We start from the raw sequence: 21,511 nt of genomic DNA, 5'->3' as shown, positions 1-21,511 counted from the left end.
TGGCGCTCATACATATGAACGTAAAGACAAACCGCGTGGTGAATTCTTCCATACAAACTGGACAGGTCGAGGTGGTAACACGTCTTCTACAACTTACGACGTATAATGTGCTTTAATAAGTAAATTTATGTTGAATAAAAAGCTGAGTTTATCTCAGCTTTTTTTTGTGTTTGAAATGAATAAATGAGTTAACTTTATTAGAGAGGTCAGCTCATACTACATGTGTTGTCTATTGTTATGATATTAATCTAGCTTTTTGATGCCTTGCTATACTGTTAGTTAAATGAGCCTTTGTTGCGGCTCTTGCTAGTTCAGGGTCTTTATATTCAATCGCTTTTGCTATTTGCTTATGTTCGGCATTTAATATGTCAAGAAAATCGTCGGTTTTTATAATTTCTTTGTTAGATGTAACTATTTCTCTAGCGGGGATAATAACTCTAGATCCAATGTAATCTATAAAACGTAAAAAATAGATGTTACCTGAAGCAACCGCTATAGCCTTATGAAAATTAAAATCTTCATCTATCCCATCTTTCCCAATAGACATTTTTTTACTCATTCTCAGTAAGCAGTTATTAATAGTGGTCATTTGCTCTTCAGTACGAAATTTTGCAGCCATCCCTGACATTTCTACTTCAACAGCCATTCTTAACTCGAGTATTTGTATCGCGTCGGTTATTGATTCCATTTCTTTTTGTGTAATTTTAAATGCATTTTTTTCGGGGATTTTTGATATGAACACGCCAACACCTTGTCGACTTTCTACTAATCCCTCAGCTCTTAATTGTGCTATAGCTTCTCTTACTACGCTTCTGCTGACTCCTGCGAGTTCTTCAACGATTTTAGATGATGGGAGCTTGGCACCGACTTGAAGATTACCTGTAATAATTTTATTTCGTAATGATGCTGCAAGGTCATTGGTTAAATTACCCGATTTCTTCATTTGATTTAATTTAAAATTATGTATTTCCATATTTGTATCCTTATAATACATCGAGTGCTTTAAGAGTTTAGCAGTTATTTTTAAATAGACCAATAGTTATTATAGAGTAAGGGGTTAGAGAAGGGAGAACGTAAACCTTATTAAGTGAGTGCTGATAGTAAAAATAGCAGCACTCAAGTAGACTTTAGCTTTTTTGGGGGAGTTCAGAAACAAGTGATTCTTCTATTTGAGTATGGCGCTTAATGCTATTACTTAAATGAGCTTTAGCTGAAGCTTTAGCAAGTTCACTGTCTTGAGCCTGGATAGCTCGTGTAATTTGCTGATGTTCTTCTTGAATAACCGTTAACAGTTTTTCACTGCCTGAATCTTTTTCGTACTTGGTTATTATCTCTCTGGCAGGAATAACACCAGAACCAATATAATCAATAAATCGAAGAAAGTAGGGGTTACCTGATGCTTCTGCGATGGCTTTATGAAATGCAAAGTCTTCGGTTGTTGCTTTTTCACCTAATGCAATTTTATTTTCCATCGCATGCATACAGTCGATAATATTTTGCATTTGTTCATCAGAACGGTTTTTGGCAGCCATACCACTCATTTCAGATTCTACAGACATACGTAGTTCTAATATTTGAATGGCATTATGTATAGATTCAAATTCAGCCCGGTCTATTTTAAAGGCTTTAGTCGGTTGTATAGCCGTAACAAAAACTCCAACGCCTTGACGGCTGTCTACTAATCCTTCTGCTTTTAATTGAGCTATGGCTTCTCGCACCACACTGCGACTAACTCCAGCTTGATTTTCAATAACTTTAGATGAAGGTAGCTTGTCGCCAGGTTTAAATGAGCCTTTTTGAATTTCAGTCCTTAAAGACTTAACTAATTCGTTGGTTAGACTTAAAGACTTAGGTACTTGGTTGAGTGTGAAAAGCGTCATATCTGATAACTTATTACTTTAAATACCATAAACAATAACAAATTTGTGTTCTGAGTTCCATTTTTACTTTATTGAAATAAGTAATAAAAATAATCTTGTTTTTTGGGGGTAATGATTTGATTGACATAATATTATTTCCAACTAATATTGGTGTAAGATATCTTATAACTATTGTGTTTTTATTTAACATTTATAGTTAATTAATCATGGATAAATGTATGGAAATAATAGTTAGAATATTTCTTCTTACTTCGGCTTTGCTTAGTGGTTTATTCGCTAAAAATAGCACAGCGGAAGTATTGTTAAATAAACCTAATGTAATCGTTATTATTGCTGATGATGCAGGGTTTGGTGATGTTGGTTATAACGGTTCAGAGATCAATACGCCGACCTTAGATGACTTAGCAAATAATGCAGTTCGTTTAGATCAATTTTATACTTATGCTACTTGTACACCTTCACGTGCCGCATTTTTTACAGGGCAGGCACCAAGTAAATTTGGCCTTTTATACCCTATTTTAAAAGAAGATAAGATAGGTTTACCTAAAAAACGTAAAATATTACCTGCAATATTTAAAGAAAATGGTTATCAAACCGCGCTAATTGGTAAGTGGCACTTAGGTGAGGCAGAAAGTTTTACTCCTTTAGATAAGGGGTTTGATTATCATTATGGAATACGTGGTGGTTGGATTGATTATTATACCCATCACAACCCTGAACATGGCCACGATTGGTATCGAAATAATAAACAAATTAAATTACCAAAAGTGCATGCTACAGACTTAATTACTCAAGACGCTATTAGATATTTAGATGATGTTAATAAGGATAAACCATTCTTTCTGACGCTAAGTTATAACGCACCTCATGTACCTATTCAGGTTGATGCAAAATGGACTAAACCTTATGAAAAAATCATTAGTAATAAAGTACGCCAAGGCTACGCAGGTATGATGACTCAACTTGATGACTCTGTTAGGCAAATTATTAATAAATTAGAAAAAAGCGGTGAGTTAAATAATACTCTTATTGTGTTTTTTAGTGATAACGGTCCATCTGCGCCAGGTAAAAAATGGTATATAGAACCTGAATTTCACACTATTAATTTTTATGGAAACGATGGGGTTTATGGTGCAACTGGAGGTTATCGTGGCTGGAAAGCTCATCCTTATGATGGCAGTATGAGAACTCCTGCATTTATATATTGGCCTAATAAAATAGCTAAAAGGCAATTAAAAACCCCCATTATTATTCAAGATTTATATCGCTCATTAGCAACACTCGTTAATCTTTCAGGTTTACCTATAGTTGAAGATGGAGACGGGCGAGATATGAGTGAAACCTTTACTACTGGTATATATACAGGTGAGCCTAAATTTTATTGGCGTACAGCTAAACATATGGCGTTGCGTCTTGGTGAATGGAAGTTAGTAATACATGAAAAAACGCCTTATGCTCAGAATATGACACCAGAGCTTTATAACGTAGCTGTAGATGCTGGTGAAACACGTAACTTGGCAGCAAATGAGCCCGCCAAATTGGCAGAGTTACTTAATGTGTTACAACAAGAATTTGATAAAGATCCCGAGCCTTATGTTAATCCTATTTTATTAATTAAAGGTCGTTAGTTTTTAATTTTTTAGTTTGGCTTAAGTAGTGATACTTAAGCCAATTTTTTTACGTCGCTTACAAGGTAAAATAATGAAACGCTTATTACCCTTAATAATTCTTTTTACAGTTTCTTCCTGTACTCATACACTGGTGGAAAGTAACAATGATTCAATAACTCAGATCCAAAATATAAAAAACTCAACCCCTTGGCAGTCGTATTTACCTGTTAACGCCTCTTCAACGTTAATCGATTACTCGAGTGTGGGAGTTAACTATTCTAATTCAGGTATTCCTGATTTAGATTTACCTATTTTTTCTGTTACTGATTTCGGCGCAATAGCCAATGATAAAATAGAAGATAAAGAAGCGATTCAAAATACAATAAAAGCAGCTGAAAAAGCAGGCGGTGGCGTTGTTTATTTTCCAGCAGGACGTTTTTTAATAAATGAAAAAGCGGATCGACGTGCCGGCATTTTAATTAGTAGTTCTCGTGTTATTTTAAGAGGGAGTGGTAATGATAAAGAGGGGACCGAGTTATTTATGAAATATCCTCTTGCTCCAAAGGATCCTAAAAAAATGTGGACTGTACCTCCCATGATACTATTTCAACCTCAAGGTACTTTAGCGCCATCATCAGCTAAATCGGGTAAAGCTATTGCTCAATCAGTGATCATTAAAGATGCTAAACAAAATGATATGTTTGTTGTTGTTCAACACGCATCTCAATTTAAAGCTGGTGATGTTGTTACGTTAGATATGCAAAATACAGCCGCTAATGACGACTTTATGCAAGGCAAGCAACCTAGAGATATATGGCAAGAAGTTATTGATAAAGGTGTTAGAGCATCAGAAACACTAGAAGTTGATATGATCAAGGGTAATAAAGTTTATTTTAAGCAAGCTTTGATTACACGTATTAATGCTGATTATGGTTGGAAAATTAGATCTATTCATACCATTAATAATGTAGGGATAGAAAATTTACGTTTTAGTGGAAATTTTCAGGAAAAATTCAGCCATCATAAAAATGCAACACATGACTCTGGTTATACAGCTGTTCAGTTAAATAAAACAACACATTCTTGGGTACAAAACATAGTTTTTGAAAATGTATCGGTAGCTGCAACCGTGTCTGGTGGTGTTGCCAATACCATGATGTTAAATGTGATTGAAGGTAATAGAGGCCATTCTTGTTTTAATATTACGTTCGGTACGCGTAACCTTACGGCATTAAATATTGATAAAACGAATCATGGTCAATGGCATGGTCCAGGTGCATCTCATCTTTCTGTAGGTAATGTGATTTGGCGTTTTATTAGCCCTAAATCGCGGGGGATTGACTCGCACGGTCTGTTTCCAAGATTTACGCTTTACGATAACGTTACAACATTTGGTTTTGGTGGATGGGGAGGGAATTATAAAAATTTACCAAACCATTTAGAAGGTTTATTGTTTTGGAACTTTGTTCAAACGGGTGATAGCGTAGGGGAGTGGAATGATGGTGTGTTTAATTTCTGGGATATCGACAAACCTAAAAGTCAACCTTATACCTTCTTTACAGCGGTTAATCCTACCCTTGTTGGTTATGAAGGTAGTGCAACAGGGTATGTCGATGAACATATGGAACATGTTGCTAGCTTTGGTAAAAATGTAGCATTAGATTCATTATACGAATCGCAATTATTATATCGTAGTGGCAATACTCCTTTGTGGCTCATAAAGTCTTTAGAGCAATGGAAACGACTGCAGCGTATTCATTTAGAAAAGTAAGAAAACCCATAGATTAACGTTTAAAAGTTGTGTTAAAAATTGTTTTGCCAACTTGAAGCACAACTTTATTCGTTTCAATAATAACAGGTGTAAAATAACGCAATGAAAATTTTTAAATATATCTATTTTTTTGCTGTTTTTTTTATATTGTTATACGCGGGGTATTATTTTGTCCTCCGTTCTAGTGCTGCTTACGTACCTTTAAAACATGTAGATAACGAATCGGTAATTATTCCTATTAATTATTATGGGGAGCTTGCATTACCAGAGCTTTCTGTAGGAAAGCCTAGCGCAGGTAAAAAAGTAGCTATAACAGCGCCTGAATATAAAGGCACTCACGTTTATCATACCTTATATCTGCCTAAAGATTGGTCGACAGAGCAAGTGGAACAAGGTAAAACTTGGCCCATTATTTTCGAATATACAGGCAATAAATACCCCAAATCAGGCTCTACAGGGGAAGTAAAAGATGCATCGTTTGGTTACGGTTTGAGTGCAGGTCAGTATATATGGGTTAGCCTACCTTATATCAGCAAAAATCAAACGGAGAATCAACTTACGTGGTGGGGCGATAAAGAAGCAACGGTTGATTATGCGAAGCTTAATGTTCCACGTATTGTAAAAGCTTTTGGTGGTGATCCACGTACTGTTATTTTATGTGGCTTTTCTCGTGGTGCTATTGCGGTTAATCATTTAGGACTACATGATGAACAAGTTGCTAAACTTTGGACTGCTTTTATTGTTCATGATCATTTTGATGGTGAACAAGAATGGAAAGGCAAAAGTTGGGGCTCTCCACTAAGTCAATACATCGAGGAATCTGCTACACGTTTAAAGCGTGTAAATGGACGCCCGTATTTAGTTACCAGCGTTGATGCACATAGTAAACGTACAAAAACATTTGTAGAAACACATCTATCACATTCAGACAATTTCACTTATATATCTGTAAATACAAAAGAAATTTTTGGAAAATTCCCACACCCTATTGCAAAGGGGGGTCATACTGACCGATGGCCATTACTTGCTAGTTCTTATCGTATCAAAACTTGGCAATGGTTAAACCTGATAGCTGCTCACTAAGTAGCTAGCAGTATCTTCAAGCTATTAATTATATAGTGTTAAATCATCAATTATAGTTTTTTTAATGATGGTGATTAACACTATTGGTATCTTAAATGTCTCAGTGAGTTAACACTATTTTAATAGATATATTCTTTCTACATTAACGTTGTAACGTATTGTTTTTAATTTAACATGTATCTATATTAGATTTTTATTTTGTTGGCGTTTAATTTTATTCTCTAATTATCAATATCTTGAATTTATTTAACTTTTAATTGTAGCTATATTTTGTTTTATACGCCAACAATGTCTTTACATTAAAAAGTTCTGATATAACATATCAGACAACTATTTCTTTGATTTATCATGCTTCCATTATTAAATAATAGGTTTTAAATTTTCTATGCCTATTTACTGTAAAGCTAGATGACATAACTATGAATAAATAGGTGTAGGGGAGTATGCATACCCTGAATATTTTCATTGAAATAATAATAAGGACAAAAATTAGCTTTTAAGGGGAGTTTAATGGTTTTAAATAAGTATATCGTATTGATTGGTTTACTTTTTATTAGTGCAATAAGTGTCGCAAAAAGTAATGAGTCAGCCAAAGTTATGGAAAGCTTTGAGCAAGGTATTCCAAATGGTATGAAAGCCATCGGAGGAAAACTCAGTATTGATACTAAGCGTGTTAAACATAACTCGCACTCATTACGTTGGGACTGGGTTGGCAATGATAAATTAATATTTAACACACCTATTGGTTATCACAAACGTAGAGATATAAAAACGCTAACCAAAGAAGGAAGAGATAAATACCTATTTACCGGGCATTATAATTTTGATGTAAGTACGGCACCTATTCTTGAACCCAGTCGTGGTTTTTTTATGTGGATCTACAATGAAAAAGCAAGCTTACAGCGCTTACGTTTTCAATTTGGTCGTGGCGAAAAAGTGGATTCTAACTTTGATTTTGAATTGAATTTTACCGGTTGGCGCACCGTTATGATTAATTATGATACGGGCGATATGCGTGGTGTTCCTCATCCTGATATGGATCGTATGACCATATTAGCACCTGCCACAGGTAGCGGCTCTTATTATATTGATAGCCTAGGCTTATCTTTACCTATGGACGCAAGAACGAATATGCCAAACAAGCAACTACCGCATATTCAATTACACCCTCGTCGTGCTACGCAATATGTACAATTTTTACATCAATACGCTTCATTTAAACCGTCATTGCCTTTATTACCTTTAACTGATGTTATGAATGATGAATTAAATGCTTTTAATAAAAAGGTTGATGAGTATATTTTACCATTATCTGAGCGTAAGATTTTGTCAAAAAAAAGCTTGTCAGATATAAGAAAACGTTATCAAGAATATAAAATTCAGCGTGAAGGTAGCAATATTTACGGTCAGCCTTTAATTAAAGCCACAATATATAATCAGTATTTCGCAGAAATGGGAGAAGAATTACCTAAACCTAGTGAGTATATGAATTGGCGCAGAGATTATGGTCAGATGATGTTAGATATAGCTAAACACTACCGCTCGTCAAATAACCCGAAAGTTAAATCTGAATTAGGCAATATGTTTATTAACCTGTTTGATTATGGTGTTGATCAAGGTATGGATGAAGGCGCAGCCTTAAGTTGGTTGCATCATTATGCTTATATAGTTCGTGAATGGGGACCTGCATTGTATTTAATGCGAGACGTATTCGAGCAGTCAGGAAAGTTAGATAAAGCGGTTAATGTTCTTAAGTACTTTTTAGGTTTTAATCAAGTATATCGTGAAGATTTCCGTTACGGCTCAGAAAACGGAATACGCTTAGGTCAAGATGCAGACGACGCACAAGGGCTAATTCAAATTAGGCTTTACTCTGCTTTAATGATGAAAAACGCACCTGAGAAAGTGAGAGATTTGCAACACTTTTCGTCTCATTTTTCTCATGTGGCTTCAGCTTACGCATATGGTTTAGATGAAATGCTAAAACCCGATGGTACGGTATTTCGTCATGCAGGCCATACGCTCGGTTATGGTGGTAGAGGTATAAATGGTATGGCAACAACTATGTACTTGCTAAGTCATTCACCATTTAAAGTAACTCCTGAAGCGCATCATCGTATAAAGCATTGTGCTGAAACATACTTTCATACATTAGCTACTGAAAAATATATTGCACCACGTGCCGTTGAAAGTTTACGTAATGTGGGCAAATATGTTTTGCCTAGTACTGTTTATGCAATGCCAGCAATGATTGCATTAAGTGCAGACACCTTTGATCAATCGATGGCTGGATTATATAAAAATATTATAGAAAAACAGCCTAAAATAAGTGAAAAAGATAAAATGTGGTTGAGTAAACTCAATGATAAAGGCGAGTTTACTGATTACATATATGATAAAGCGAGAGTGTTACCTTATTCATCTGTAGCGACCACTCGAAACGCAAATAAATGGATGGCAACGGTACGGGCTCATAGCAAATACGTGTATCCCTATGAAGGTTGGGGGCCTGATTATTTTGCTTTTCCTGCATATTTAGCACATGGCTATTTAGATATTTCATATCAAAATAGCGTCGACAGTACTTATGAAACCATCACCCCAAAAGCTAAAAGTTCTTGGCAAGATGGTTATGACTGGCGTCGTTTCCCTGGTATTACTGCGGTGCGTTTACCTTATCAACAGCTATTAACAGCACCTAACCAAGTACGTGATGAAGGTGGTGAATATTTATTTTCTGATCAGGCATTTGTTGGTGGAGTTGAAACGCTTTCGGGAAATGCAACTTTTGCTTTTCCTTTTCGCGGACACGATAAATGGGGATTAGAATCATTTGTTGGCAGAAAAAGCTACTTCTTCTTTAATGATATTGTTGTAAGTTTAGGTTCTGGTATCGAAAGCGATATAGATAACTACGCAGTTGAAACTACTTTATTACAAAATAAAGTAGTTAAAGAAGAAGGTCTTACAACCAGTAGTGGGATAATTACCGCCTTACCTTTTAATGACATTAAGCAAAGTACGGATCCATTATGGTTATTAGACTCGCGTAATACAGGTTATTACATTCCCCGTGTACCTAAAAATGCCAGCCTAGAAATAAAAAGACAGCGTCAAACTAACCCAGGCCCTCACAATAAAAAGCAAGTAAGCGGGGAATTTTCAACCGTGTTATTTAACCATGGTATCAAGCCTCAGCATGCTGGTTATGAATATGCTGTGATTGCTGACGCAAATAAAGAAAAAATGGCTAGGTTTATTAATGCGATGCGTTCTGATCGTAAGCCTTATGAAATACTTCAACAAGACGATAAAGCGCATATTGTTACCTCAGCAATAGCTAATAGCACTTCATACATAGTGTTTGATGCAAACATTTTATTTGATAAAGGACTAGTGCGTAAGGTGAGTCGACCCGCATCGTTTATTCTTGAACAGGGTAAGGCCGGAGAAGTACTTAAATTAGCTGTTGCAGATCCTGATTTAAATATATACGACGGGCAAGACGACAGGCTACCTAATGGTAAGCGTGTTGAGCTCTCCATATACGAACGTGAATGGTATTTTTGGCCAAGTCGTGCAACAAAAGTACGTATAACCCTTCAAGGTGAGTGGGAAATAGCACAACAATTGAAAGAAATTGAAACAGCTCATCAAAAAAAAGCAAAAATTATAAAGTCAGATTCATCACAAACCATTATTGAATTTGAATGTAAAGACGGACTAACCGCGGAGGTTTTATTATCAAAAAAATAAAGTAACTTGATATCTAATTAAGTTACTTATACCTATCTTTATCGCTTAATCATGTATTACTGCAGATTTTATACATATTGATTAAGCCTTATATAAACTTTTAATTATTAACTGTCACCTTTATAACAGTGACAAAATAGAGACTAATAGCTTATGAAACGGTTTATAACTCCATTATTTTTAATTTTTACATTGGCAACAAATACAAGTTGCTCAGCTGAGACTAAAGCGTCTTCTACTTTAGATAAACAATCTATTTACTCATCAATGAAACAAGTTATCGATTGGCAATTACTTCATTACAATAAAGAGAAATACGAATTTGAAGGTGACGACAAAAAGTCATATATTGCCTTAGATGAAGGAGATAGTGACCCTTTAGGTTGGGTTTACGCGTCATTTCATATTGGTATGGATCGCTGGGCAAAATTAGCAGACTCAAAAGGTGATAGTAAATATTTAAAGCTTCAATATGAGTATGCTAAGCATTATAACTACCTGTTAGGACCAAGAATTTATAACGCTGACGATTATGCTGTTGGTCAGTTATATCTAGATTTATATGAAAAATATAAAGAACCTGAAATGCTTGTTCCTTTGAAAGTTATTTTCGATACGATTATACAATCACCTTCAACGGTTGGTTTAGAAATCGAAGTTGTCGATCAGGTTTCAAAAATATCAGGCCAAAAAATTCAAGACTCGTACAACGGACTTACTAGCGCACTTGTTCCCGCTAAAAATAGATGGAGCTGGGCTGATGCAATATTTATGGGCCCACCAGTATGGATTCATTTAGCAAAGATAACCGGAGATGACAAATATTTAGACTTTGCAGATAAAGAGTTTTGGGAAACCGTTAATTTACTTTGGGATGAAGAAGATCACCTGTTTTATAGAGACAGTCGCTTTTTTGAGAAGCGAGAAAAAAATGGCGAGAAAGTTATTTGGGCACGTGGTGTTGGGTGGGTTGCTGCTGGTCTAGCGAGAATATTAGAGCATTTACCAAAAGATCATATCAAACGCGCTAAATATGAAGACATTTTTGTAAAATTGATGACTCGTTTAGCAGGTGCACAACAAAGCGATGGCCTCTGGAGACCATCAGTATTAGCTCCTGAATCGCAACCGTACCGCGAAACAAGTGGTACAGCATTAATGGCCTATGGCTATGCTTTTGGTATTAATAACGGTCTATTAAACAAAGAAAAATTTACACCTGTTGTAGAAAAAGCTTGGAAAGCACTGGTCAGTTCAGTTCAGCCCAATGGAAAACTTGGTTGGGTACAGCAAATAGGGTACAAGCCAGAGAGCGTAACTGAAGACGATACGCAAATATTTGCAATAGGTGCTTTTTTGTTAACGGGAAGTGAAATGTATAAACTCGTTAATTAAATAAAGGTAAAAGGGGAAGGGACTTATTTTAGGTATTCCCCCTTTAAATAGTAGTAACGCTATATGTTAAACCCTCTACAATTAGAGAGTAAAGTCTATTTATTTCATGTTTTTCTTGTCTGATAAGGTTGTTTATGGTGTTGTATGATAACACTACTTGTTGTGTTTTTAAATTAAAGTTCAATAAAAACAATGGGTTTTGTTTTGTTTGTTCAAATTTTATATGTGAAATATTACAGTTAATGTAATATTTTTAAATTATAGGGTGATATTATTTAATTTATTGGTTACTATTTAGTTGAATTCCTATACCGATGCGTCATTTTTATCATGGTTATATGATAACGTATAAGATGTCTTTATGCGCTTGCTGCAGGTGAATTATAAATTATAAATAAGAGTTAGGGGGAGTATCGCATGACATACAGTAGTAAAAAAACAAAAATATCTTTAGCAATCAGTGCTGCATTATTTACAACAGCAGGGTTTGCCGCAGAAAAAGTAAAAGAACCATCAAAAAAAATAGATGAAGAAGTTATTGAAGTAATTGAAGTTACTGGCTTTAAAGGTAGCTTAAGAAAAGCACTTAACGATAAACGATTTTCTGAAGGTGTAACGGATTCTATTCACGCAGAAGATATTGGTAAATCTACCGATCAAAACATAGCCGATGCATTATCTCGAGTAACTGGCGTAACGGTTCAAGAAGATGGCGGTGAAGGAACTCGAATCTCTGTACGTGGCGCTGGTGCTAGCTTAAATCAAATATCTATTAATGGTGTTGCTTTAACAAGTGGTTTAAGTGGTGATCCTGAGTCTGCTGGAGCCGATCAAAGTGTTGATTTAAGTAACTTTTCTTCGGATGTATTGTCTTCAATTTCGGTACATAAAACCTACTCTGTAGATTTGGACGAAGGCTCGCTAGGAGCAAATGTAATACTTAAAACGGCTAAGCCTTTAAGTATTAAAGAACCACGCAGACAAATAGAAGTTCAGGGTCGATATAATGATTATTCTGAACAAGGTGATCGTAAATTATCTTTCAGTTTTGCAGACAAATATTTTGATGAGAAGCTTGGTTTTATCATAACAGCCGCAGATGAAACACAAAACTCTAGAACCGATAGAGCAAGAACTACATGGGATGATAGAACCAGAGAACTTCTAGACAGAACAGCGAGTGATACTGATGGGAAAATTCTTCGTATTTTGCCTGAAGGTACTCTAGCTGAAGATTTACCAAACTATAATGCAGACACTGACAGAATTCTTGGTGACGAGTATTGGACATTAAGTCGAAACAGAGCTTCATATGACTTAATAACTAAAGATACAAAGCGTGTAACTATTTCTGCTGGTTTACAATATAGCCCAGGTGAAAATACAGATATACAATTGGATCTTAATCATTCTACTCGTGAAGACTTTAGAGATCAGCATAGTATAATTGTAGCGACTCGCGCTGACAGACCACTTAACTTATTCGATCCAAATCATGAGTGGCGAACACTAGATGTAGATAACCGCACTTTTGTTAAAGAAACTGGGCGAGTGCCATCTGGAAATTTATCTAGATCATATGGCGATCAAAAAGTTGAAAATAACATTGCTACATTTACACTTGAGCATTACTTAACGGATGATTTATCTTTTGAATTTATCGCAGGTTATTCGAAAACAAAAGATAATACGCCATCTCGTCGAGGTATTAGTACGGCAACTTGGAAAACAGCAAGTGAAAGTATACTGCAACAAACTCCAATTGAAGATTTAGATAAGGTTGGTTACGACTGTACACTAGGTGCTTGTCAGATAACTACAGGTACACAAGACACTCAATATGATCCTGTTAGTCAAACATCAACTTACCTTACAAGTCGATTTAATCCATTTGATTTATATGGAAATCACGTAGGTAATATCCAGTTAACTCAAAATGAAAATACGGATACTAATAAATCAATTTTTCTAAATTTTGATTGGGACGTTGATTTTGCTGGTATTACTAAAATTGAATTTGGTGGTAAATTTGCCAACCGAGTTAAAGACGTATCGACAAATACTCAAAAAATTGAAAACGGAATTGGTGTAAGAGCATCAGATGAAGGTGATGGTTTTGTTGATTTACAAGCTGGCGGCTTAGAAACAATAAAGTTAGCTGATATTGTTTCATCAGATAGTTTTCCTGTTGACAACTTTATGGATTCTATTCTACCTATGAGTGATAGTGCTTATCGTGAAGGATGGTATGTTTTAGATGCAGATAAAGCCCTCGGCGAAATTTTTGGTAAAGATCCTAGTGTATTAGGGTTAATTGATGTTCCTACAGGCACACGTAATATAGAAACCGAGAGCCAAGCGCTTTACGGTAAAATAAACTTTGAATTTTTTGATGGTCGTTTAACGGGTAATTTTGGTCTTAGATATGTAAACGATAAAAATACAGCAACAGGTTATTCAAGTGTTGAATATACATCGAGTAATGGTATACAAGACCCACACGATTTGATTTTTAATCGTCAGGTAGCCAATTTTAGTTTACCTAAGTGTGATGCTCCTGATTTTTCTGAGTGGGAAAATAGCTCACGTCAATTTTTACCAGGAAATTATTATCTTGCTGGTTCAGAAAAACATGAAAATAACGCCAAGTGTTTCGATTTTCAATTAACTCACGGCACGGTAAGTAATAAAGCTGATACGATCCCATTGTTTACGACTTATGGTGAACATGAGTATTTAGAAGGTTGGTCGCCAGATGTGTTTGATGGCAGTCCAGCAGCTTGGGCTGCTAATATAGCCAAAGCGCAAGAAGATGAAAGTGTAATTATGTTATATAACTACGCTGATCCAAACAATCCAACATTAGTTAGAAGTGTTGGATATCCATCTATTATTACTTCTCGCGATGGTACTAATACTTATGCTTTAAATACAGGTAGAGCACGTGGTAACTGGGCTATGCGTGGTTGGTTAGACCGTTCAACTAATGCTTTTAATGCTGCTGGTGTTCCCGCTTCAGATGCTTCTAAACGTTTTACTTCTGTTACAGATACCAATAGCTATAGCTTATTATTGCCTGCAATTAATTTAAATTATGCTATTAGTGAAGATATTATTGGTCGTTTTGCAGCGTCTAAAACAATAGCTCGTCCTACTTTTGATGGGTTAAATCCTGGCCTGAGAATAAATGAATCTATTTGGAGCCCTACAGGTTCAGGTTCTTTAGGAAGTACACAACTAAGACCTTTAGAGTCTAAAAACGTTGATTTATCACTTGAATGGTATTTCAATAAATCTGGTTTGGCTTCAATTGCTTTCTTTAATAAAGATATGAAAAACTTCCAAGAAAAGGTGAAAACACCTTATTATTGGAAAGATATTCGTACCGATTATGATGTAGCTGAAATAAGTAAACCTGAAACGTTATTAGCACCAGACTCTAATTTAACACCGATGAATTCTGAATGTATGGTAGACCGTTATGTTAATGACCAAGGTATTCTTGATGATTACATTCCTGTTTGTCATGAACTTGTTATCACTGAGGAACGCAATGGTAAAGGTGCATACTCTCGCGGTGTTGAAGTGTCTTATAATCAAAACTATGACTTTTTACCGGGGGTTTTATCAGGTCTTGGTCTTAGCTTTAATTACACTTACTCAGAATCTGAATCAGAACCTGAATTAGTTTCAACAACTAATAAGTTTTTGAAATCTTTACCTCAACCACATACACCTAAACATTCGAGCAATACCACTATTTACTGGGAAGAAGATGGGTTGATGCTGCGCTTGGCGCATCGTTATAACTCTGATCAAATGGTTGATCGTGGTGGCGTTAATGGTGCTATCTGGAAAGACGCATCTAGCAGACTTGATTTTAGCTCTAGCTATAAAGTTAATGACAATGTGTTTTTGACCTTCCAAGCTACTAATTTAACTGACGATAATAATAGAACCTATTTTACAAGTACTGATAATCATATTGGTACCGATGTTAATGGTGAGTCAATTAACTGGGATGAAGGTAACGCACTGGATGGAGATGCTACCACCAGCAGAACAGTATCAGAATATAAAACCGGCCGATTATACCGTATTGGTTTACGCATGAAGTTCTAATTGTCATTAGATGGTCTGTATTTAAAGAATTGATTTGGAGAAAAAAAATGAAAAGTAACTTATTTTCAAAAACATTCGCCTGTACATTAGGTGTTACATTATTAAGTGCTTGTGGTAGTGGTAACGAAGGATTTGAATCGCCTTTTAATACCCAAAAACCTGTACAGTTTGAAAATGAAAAACTAACAAAATCTTTTGACGAGTCTCAAGGTATTGTTGCAATAGATTTATTTGAAGGGGCAACTTCTGACGGAAAAGTGCTAAGTGAAGTGAGTGATACAGCTCAAGTTCGTCTTTTTCAAATGGACGAAGATAGTTGGAAGGCTTTAGAAGTAACAGGTATTTGGGATGAAAAAAATCTAACTGAACAACAAGTGGCTGATGCAAAAGATCAATCTCTTTTCAGAGTTTCAGGTACATCGCTGTTGATTGATACGGATATGCTTGACGATCATTTACATGCTAATGGTGATTTGACTACTCATACCTATAAAATGAGCTATGTTGTAGACAACGGTTATGATTATCCAGAAGGGTCTGAAGTTACAACAACGGTAAGATATCTTGAAGTTACCGTTAATGGTATTCCTGATGAAGTAGAGGGTATTTCGGGTAATAAATTATCAGTACCACTGAATAACTCAGCGCAGGCTGTTGCTTGGGCTTTACCAGAAGCAAGCTTTAGTAAAAGTTATCAAAATTTTAGCTGGGAAATAGCTGATACTAGTATTGCTACAGTAGATGCAGAGGGCTTGGTATCAGGGTTAGTACTTGGTAGCACAACACTTGTCGTTACTTCAAAAGATAATAGCCAATTAAGCTTTACGATTGATGTTGACGTGGTAAACCCTCCTGTAGGTACGAAAGAGATTGAGTTGACAACTGCTAACGGATTACAACCACAAGCACTTGAATTTCCTGCATGTTCAGTTTTACCTTTAACAGCTCAAGCTATAGCAGAAGAAAATGAAACGCTTTCGGGTGACTTTGTTTATGACTGGGTTTTTACGGGAGGAATTTCTGAACAAACAGTTGTTGAATTTATTGATACTGAAAAAACAACAGCAATGATAACAAGCCCTGATAATGACAGTCTAGGTGGCTTCAATATTAGTACTGAATTGTTAGGAGCTCCAGCACCTAAGAACGATAGTATGGAAGTTGCTTTTGTTGCTAACCATATGTGTAGTACTGCGTATGATATTGATGGCAACTTTGATACGCTTAATGGCGAAGGTGCAGGCGCTAACACTAGATGGACAACTACTAACGGTGTAACTTTAGCATTGGAAGATGGTGCGGGTTTATCAGGTAGTGCTTACAAAGTTACATTGAAAGATACAGCATCTGAAAGTACTTATGCTGAAGGTCTTACCCATAAACAATGGAGTGCTTGGGGTGCCGCTGGACGACTATATAATCCTAATACTGGTGCTAGTGTAGGTAGAAAATTCAAAGCTTCAATTTGGGTTAAAGTGGTGAGTAATGCTGATAATCAAGACTTCACTATACGTCATACTTTAATTAATCGCAGAGATGACGATTATTCACTTAGAAATGAAGGCCCTGAATGGACTGGTAAAATAGATGGTAGCTCAACAGAGTGGCAATATGTAGAATTTGTTAATACAAATTGGGACTCTAATGATGCAACGGATACAAGTACATTTACTGTACCATCAACCGGTTGGGATCTTCAAAAAGCGATTCTATTAGAATTGTATTTTGATGGATTAAACCCAGGTGACTCAATTTTATTAGATAACTTCGCGGTTTTCGACGGAGAGTAAGTCAGAAATATAACGACGAGTTTAAATTGTCTATCAAGGGCAAAAGGCAACTAAATCGAATGTTGGTCTAGCTGCCTTATTATTCTAGTTAACATGCATTTCATATGATATTCAGGAACGGATTCTTGTGTCATATCTTCTATATACTATCTCTAATAATTTATCGCTTTTTAAATCAATCTATTCATTTCTATTCTTATTTATCAATATTAACCATTATGACTTAATCATTCTTTTTATTGAGTTTGATATATTGGGGTATTGTCAGTTTTTAGATTGAAATTAATAAAGCCGAGATGAACTATTAGTACAACGAATATTAAAAGCAGGCCTGAATAGTTCAGGCTCATCTAATAGGATTTTAATGGATATGAATAAGTATCAAGGTGGAATTAAGCGTTTAATGATCGCATTATTATTTTGTTCTTCTTGGCAAGTTTTTGCGGTTGAATTAGCCCCTTTGTTTAAAGATCACATGGTGATGCAAAGGGGGAAAGTTATAGAAGTAAGAGGGTGGATTGACAAAAGTGAACAAATAAAAATTCAATTCAACCATAAAAACCTTACAGTAAATTATGACGGCTTTGGTGGGTTTAAAGCCGAAATACCGGCCCAAAAAGCGGGCGGACCTTTTATTCTGAATGTAATGGGAAATAATAATATTGATGTAAAAGATATTTATTTTGGCGATGTCTTTCTAGCTTCAGGGCAATCTAATATGGAGTGGAAGCTAATGTTTAAGATTAATAATTGGGAAGAAGAGGTTGAAAATAGTCACTATCCTTTAATTCGTTATTATGATGTTCCTAATAAATATAGTTTTGAGCCATTGTCTAAAATAGAACAAACGCAATGGATGGTTGCTTCTCCAGAAGTAGCACATAAGTTTTCTGCTATAGCGTGGTTAATGGCGCGAGAGTTACATTTAGATAAAAATATCCCTATTGGTATTATTGATGCTACTTGGGGAGGTACTCCTGCTGAAGCTTGGACACCTGCAGATGCTTTATTATCGCTTTCTGCGTATCGTGATGGCGCACTTCGAGTACAGGATAAAAGTAGAGATTGGGAAAATATAGTTGAAAAACAAAGTCGTTTAGTTAAAGCAAAGTCTGCATTTGTTAGCTCTGTTAATTCAGTAGAAAAGCTTAAGGTAGCTTCTGAAACATATAATGATTCAATGTGGACAGAAGTTACACTGCCTAACAGTTTGATCTATAACGACACCGTGTGGGCCAGAAAACAAATTAACTTACCGAAATCAGGAACTTCATCAGACAAGGTTTTATTTTCGTTAGGAAACTTTCCGCAGGTTGTTCAAGTTTATGTAAACGATACATTAGCAGGACAAAAAAAGTCGACAGATCAGTACTTGCCATTAAAAATTGATGCCTCTTTATTTAAAAAAGGGAAGAATACCGTTGCCGTTAGACTATTAAGTACTTGGGCTAATAAAGTACGTATTGGCAAAGCTAACGAAATGTATTTTGAATATAACGGAGAAAAAATATTACTTGATGGTGCTTGGCGTGTTAATTCAACTCTTGAAGGTAGCATGCCACAACCAATAAGCTTACAAAGAAATGAAGGGGTTTTATATAACGCAATGATCCATCCCCTTATTAATTATCCTTTAACTAGTGTTTTATGGTATCAAGGTGAAAGTAATGTAGGTGCTAATCAGTATTATGACGTACTTTTTAAAACATTGATCGAGTCGTGGAGAGCACGTTGGAAGCAGCCTGAATTACCTTTTGTTTTTGCTCAGTTAGCTGGGATGAACGAAAAGCATGATCAACCAACAGAGAGTGATTGGGCTTTATTAAGAGAAGCTCAATTTCAAGCCCTTTCGCTTCCGTTAACGGCTATGGTTACCCTGATTGATGCAGGTGAAGAATTTGATATTCACCCTAGAGATAAACAAACAGCGGCTAAGCGCTTTTACTCGGCAGTAAAAGGAGTTGTTTACAATGATCTTTCGGTATATTCAGGGCCTGTTGCAACTAAAGTTAAAGCCAATAAAAATAAAATGTTTGTTTCTTTTAAAGACATAGGTGCTGGTCTTTATGCTGAAGGTGAAATTTTAGGTTTTGAGTTAGCAGGAAGCGATGCAAAGTTTGTTAATGCTAAGGCAGTGATTAACGGCTCCACTATAGAATTAACGGCATCATCAATTAGCAAACCTGTTTTTGTTCGTTATGCATGGGCTGATAATTCTAATGCTAATTTATATAATGTAGAAGGGTTTCCAGCGGTGCCTTTTAGATTAAATATATATAAATAATTTATTATATTTTAGATTGATGACTATAATATAATCTTTGAGATGGCTTGATTGATTAGCCATCTCATTTATTTTTAAGTATATATTCACTTTTATTACGATGATAAATAAAAGGATTTTTTTTTAAATTAAATATGGGAATACTGCTAGGGTATCAAGTTAAATGGTATTTTTAGTTCACACTGAACCTCGTATCTTGAATGATAAAGGGTATATAACCCTAATTCGGGTTATATACGCTGTAAACCGTATTTTTTGATCTTGCTGATAAGTAAGTTATTTGATTCTAGCTGGTTAAATAAATATTCTCGCTGCAAAAGTAAATTCTTTTCAATTTCTATAATTTTCCTTTCTATTTCAGCGCTTTGTTTATCGTTAAAAACTAAATTTTTAGGGCGTTTACCCATTCCATATAAAATATAAAGGTAATTTATACGGTAAAAAACTTCATGACGACTACTAAAATCATACTCACTGGGTATTCTTGTATCCCATAAAGTTAACATTTCTAATAAGCTTTCAGGCATTGTGTCGTGTTGTTTGTTTTGTCGCCAAAAGTCATTGTCATCTCTATCTGATAAATAATAATGGAGTTTTATAAAGTCAATTATTCGGTCCCATTGATAACGTATAATTTTGTTGTATTTTTTAGCTGCTATTTCATACTGGTTAACATGTGTGGGTAATAGTTCACATAAAGCTTTAGCCGCATCGTCTATCATTAAAATTCCCGTCGCTTCTAACGGTTCTACAAAGCCTTGTGATAATCCAATAGCGACACAATTTTTACTCCAGGCAAATTTACGATAACCTACTTTAAATTCAATTTCTCTAAACTCAACATCTTCTATTTTCTGGGATAATGAAGGGCGAAGATAAGATAAAAAATCATCTTGAGCCTGTTGCTTGCTTGTATGTGAGCTTGAATAAACATAGCCTATGCCCCTACGATTTGAAAGTCCTATATCCCATATCCAGCCAGCACTTTTAGCCGTAGCAAGCGTGCAACTTGGGATACTATTTAATAGGCTATTCGTGGGGATTTGCGTCGTTATAGCACGATCAGTAAACAAGATAGATTGCTTATCAATAAATTCTACTTGTAATTTTTCTCCCAATAATAGAGATGAAAATCCGGTACAATCTATAAATAAATCAGCATCTAATGCTTGTTTATTTTTCAATGTAATTGAGCGTATATAGCCATTATCAGAGAATTTCGTATCAACTAGTTCAGATTTTATATGCTTAACATTGAATTTACTGGTTGCATGTTTAGTTAATAATCCTGCGAGCTTTATTGCATCGAAATGATAGGCATAGCCCATAGCCCCTTTAAATTCAGGCGTTGTAATTAATTTTGGAGCTAAATGTTGATCGCAAACTTGCCCTTGATTGCTTATCATATCGACAAATGAGTTGTTTATATTTTTATTACTCACCCATTGACGGATTAAAGCTTCTTTGTCGCTATTTGGATGGTCAAAAACATGATGATAATAATGAGATTCATTACTCTCCTTTTTTTTCCAATCAACAAACTTTACACTTTGTTTAAAGGTGGCATCGGCACACTGAATTAAATCGGCTTCTTTTATTCCTAATTTATTGAGACTTGCTACGATACTGGGCACTGTTCCTTCACCTACACCTATTGTAGGAATATTTGGAGACTCAATAAGTATTATTTCTTGGTTTAGGTTTCCATCCTGTTGAAGTTTATGTCCTAAATGACATGCTGTAAGCCACCCAGCAGTACCTCCTCCTACTATAATGATACGTTTTACCGTATTAGTTAAGGGCATTGATGTATCTGTCAT

Annotated in this window: 11 protein-coding genes; 8 read left to right on the top strand and 3 right to left on the bottom strand. The window is 35.4% G+C overall.

Annotated elements, in window-relative coordinates; translation table 11 throughout:
* Nucleotides 1-235: 235 nt before the first annotated feature.
* Together B0X80_RS18350 and B0X80_RS18345 are read right to left on the bottom strand one after the other, a co-directional pair.
* Nucleotides 236-973 carry a FadR/GntR family transcriptional regulator gene (locus tag B0X80_RS18350; protein WP_175623987.1) on the bottom strand — a complete coding sequence of 246 codons (738 nt, stop codon included), beginning with the start codon at nucleotides 971-973 and terminating at the stop codon, nucleotides 236-238.
* Between the two features lie 154 nt (nucleotides 974-1,127).
* Complete coding sequence (locus tag B0X80_RS18345; protein WP_077342946.1) at nucleotides 1,128-1,880, bottom strand: FadR/GntR family transcriptional regulator; 753 nt, start codon at nucleotides 1,878-1,880, stop codon at nucleotides 1,128-1,130.
* 218 nt (nucleotides 1,881-2,098) lie between these two features.
* On the opposite strand from B0X80_RS18345, the gene B0X80_RS18340 reads away from it, so the two are divergent.
* The 8 genes from B0X80_RS18340 (at nucleotide 2,099) to B0X80_RS18305 (ending at nucleotide 19,691) form a co-directional block, all read left to right on the top strand.
* Complete coding sequence (locus B0X80_RS18340) at nucleotides 2,099-3,508, top strand: sulfatase-like hydrolase/transferase (protein WP_175623986.1); 1,410 nt, start codon at nucleotides 2,099-2,101, stop codon at nucleotides 3,506-3,508.
* A gap of 73 nt (nucleotides 3,509-3,581) precedes the next feature.
* Nucleotides 3,582-5,261: a DUF4955 domain-containing protein gene (locus tag B0X80_RS18335; protein ID WP_077342942.1), complete on the top strand. Its 1,680-nt coding sequence runs from the start codon at nucleotides 3,582-3,584 to the stop codon at nucleotides 5,259-5,261.
* A 102-nt stretch (nucleotides 5,262-5,363) separates the two neighbouring features.
* Nucleotides 5,364-6,344 carry a hypothetical protein gene (locus tag B0X80_RS18330; protein WP_139345350.1) on the top strand — a complete coding sequence of 327 codons (981 nt, stop codon included), beginning with the start codon at nucleotides 5,364-5,366 and terminating at the stop codon, nucleotides 6,342-6,344.
* A gap of 510 nt (nucleotides 6,345-6,854) precedes the next feature.
* Nucleotides 6,855-10,100 carry a chondroitinase family polysaccharide lyase gene (locus tag B0X80_RS18325; protein WP_077342940.1) on the top strand — a complete coding sequence of 1,082 codons (3,246 nt, stop codon included), beginning with the start codon at nucleotides 6,855-6,857 and terminating at the stop codon, nucleotides 10,098-10,100.
* Nucleotides 10,101-10,253: 153 nt separating this feature from the next.
* Nucleotides 10,254-11,495: a glycoside hydrolase family 88/105 protein gene (locus B0X80_RS18320; RefSeq protein ID WP_077342938.1), complete on the top strand. Its 1,242-nt coding sequence runs from the start codon at nucleotides 10,254-10,256 to the stop codon at nucleotides 11,493-11,495.
* Between the two features lie 417 nt (nucleotides 11,496-11,912).
* Nucleotides 11,913-15,617, top strand: a complete 3,705-nt coding sequence (locus B0X80_RS18315) for a TonB-dependent receptor domain-containing protein (RefSeq protein ID WP_077342936.1) — start codon at nucleotides 11,913-11,915, stop codon at nucleotides 15,615-15,617.
* A 47-nt stretch (nucleotides 15,618-15,664) separates the two neighbouring features.
* A complete protein-coding gene (locus B0X80_RS18310) occupies nucleotides 15,665-17,407 on the top strand; it encodes an Ig-like domain-containing protein (RefSeq protein ID WP_077342934.1) in 1,743 nt (580 codons plus the stop codon).
* Nucleotides 17,408-17,777: 370 nt separating this feature from the next.
* Nucleotides 17,778-19,691, top strand: coding sequence for a sialate O-acetylesterase (locus B0X80_RS18305; protein ID WP_175623985.1), 1,914 nt, complete (start codon nucleotides 17,778-17,780; stop codon nucleotides 19,689-19,691).
* Between the two features lie 230 nt (nucleotides 19,692-19,921).
* Here B0X80_RS18305 and B0X80_RS18300 read toward each other — a convergent pair whose 3' ends face one another.
* Nucleotides 19,922-21,511, bottom strand: coding sequence for a tryptophan halogenase family protein (locus B0X80_RS18300; protein WP_217697169.1), 1,590 nt, complete (start codon nucleotides 21,509-21,511; stop codon nucleotides 19,922-19,924).

The organism is Pseudocolwellia agarivorans (assembly GCF_002000085.1).
In the GTDB taxonomy this organism is placed as follows: domain Bacteria; phylum Pseudomonadota; class Gammaproteobacteria; order Enterobacterales; family Alteromonadaceae; genus Pseudocolwellia; species Pseudocolwellia agarivorans.
The sequence above is the reverse complement of the archived record's forward strand: the minus strand, read 5'-3'. Positions and strand labels throughout refer to the sequence as shown.

Coding starts and splice junctions, on each gene's coding strand:
- B0X80_RS18350 (WP_175623987.1), bottom strand. CDS start 973: ATGGAAATACATAATTTTAAATTAAATCAAATGAAGAAATCGGGTAAT.
- B0X80_RS18345 (WP_077342946.1), bottom strand. CDS start 1,880: ATGACGCTTTTCACACTCAACCAAGTACCTAAGTCTTTAAGTCTAACC.
- B0X80_RS18340 (WP_175623986.1), top strand. CDS start 2,099: ATGGAAATAATAGTTAGAATATTTCTTCTTACTTCGGCTTTGCTTAGT.
- B0X80_RS18335 (WP_077342942.1), top strand. CDS start 3,582: ATGAAACGCTTATTACCCTTAATAATTCTTTTTACAGTTTCTTCCTGT.
- B0X80_RS18330 (WP_139345350.1), top strand. CDS start 5,364: ATGAAAATTTTTAAATATATCTATTTTTTTGCTGTTTTTTTTATATTG.
- B0X80_RS18325 (WP_077342940.1), top strand. CDS start 6,855: ATGGTTTTAAATAAGTATATCGTATTGATTGGTTTACTTTTTATTAGT.
- B0X80_RS18320 (WP_077342938.1), top strand. CDS start 10,254: ATGAAACGGTTTATAACTCCATTATTTTTAATTTTTACATTGGCAACA.
- B0X80_RS18315 (WP_077342936.1), top strand. CDS start 11,913: ATGACATACAGTAGTAAAAAAACAAAAATATCTTTAGCAATCAGTGCT.
- B0X80_RS18310 (WP_077342934.1), top strand. CDS start 15,665: ATGAAAAGTAACTTATTTTCAAAAACATTCGCCTGTACATTAGGTGTT.
- B0X80_RS18305 (WP_175623985.1), top strand. CDS start 17,778: ATGAATAAGTATCAAGGTGGAATTAAGCGTTTAATGATCGCATTATTA.
- B0X80_RS18300 (WP_217697169.1), bottom strand. CDS start 21,511: ATGACAGATACATCAATGCCCTTAACTAATACGGTAAAACGTATCATT.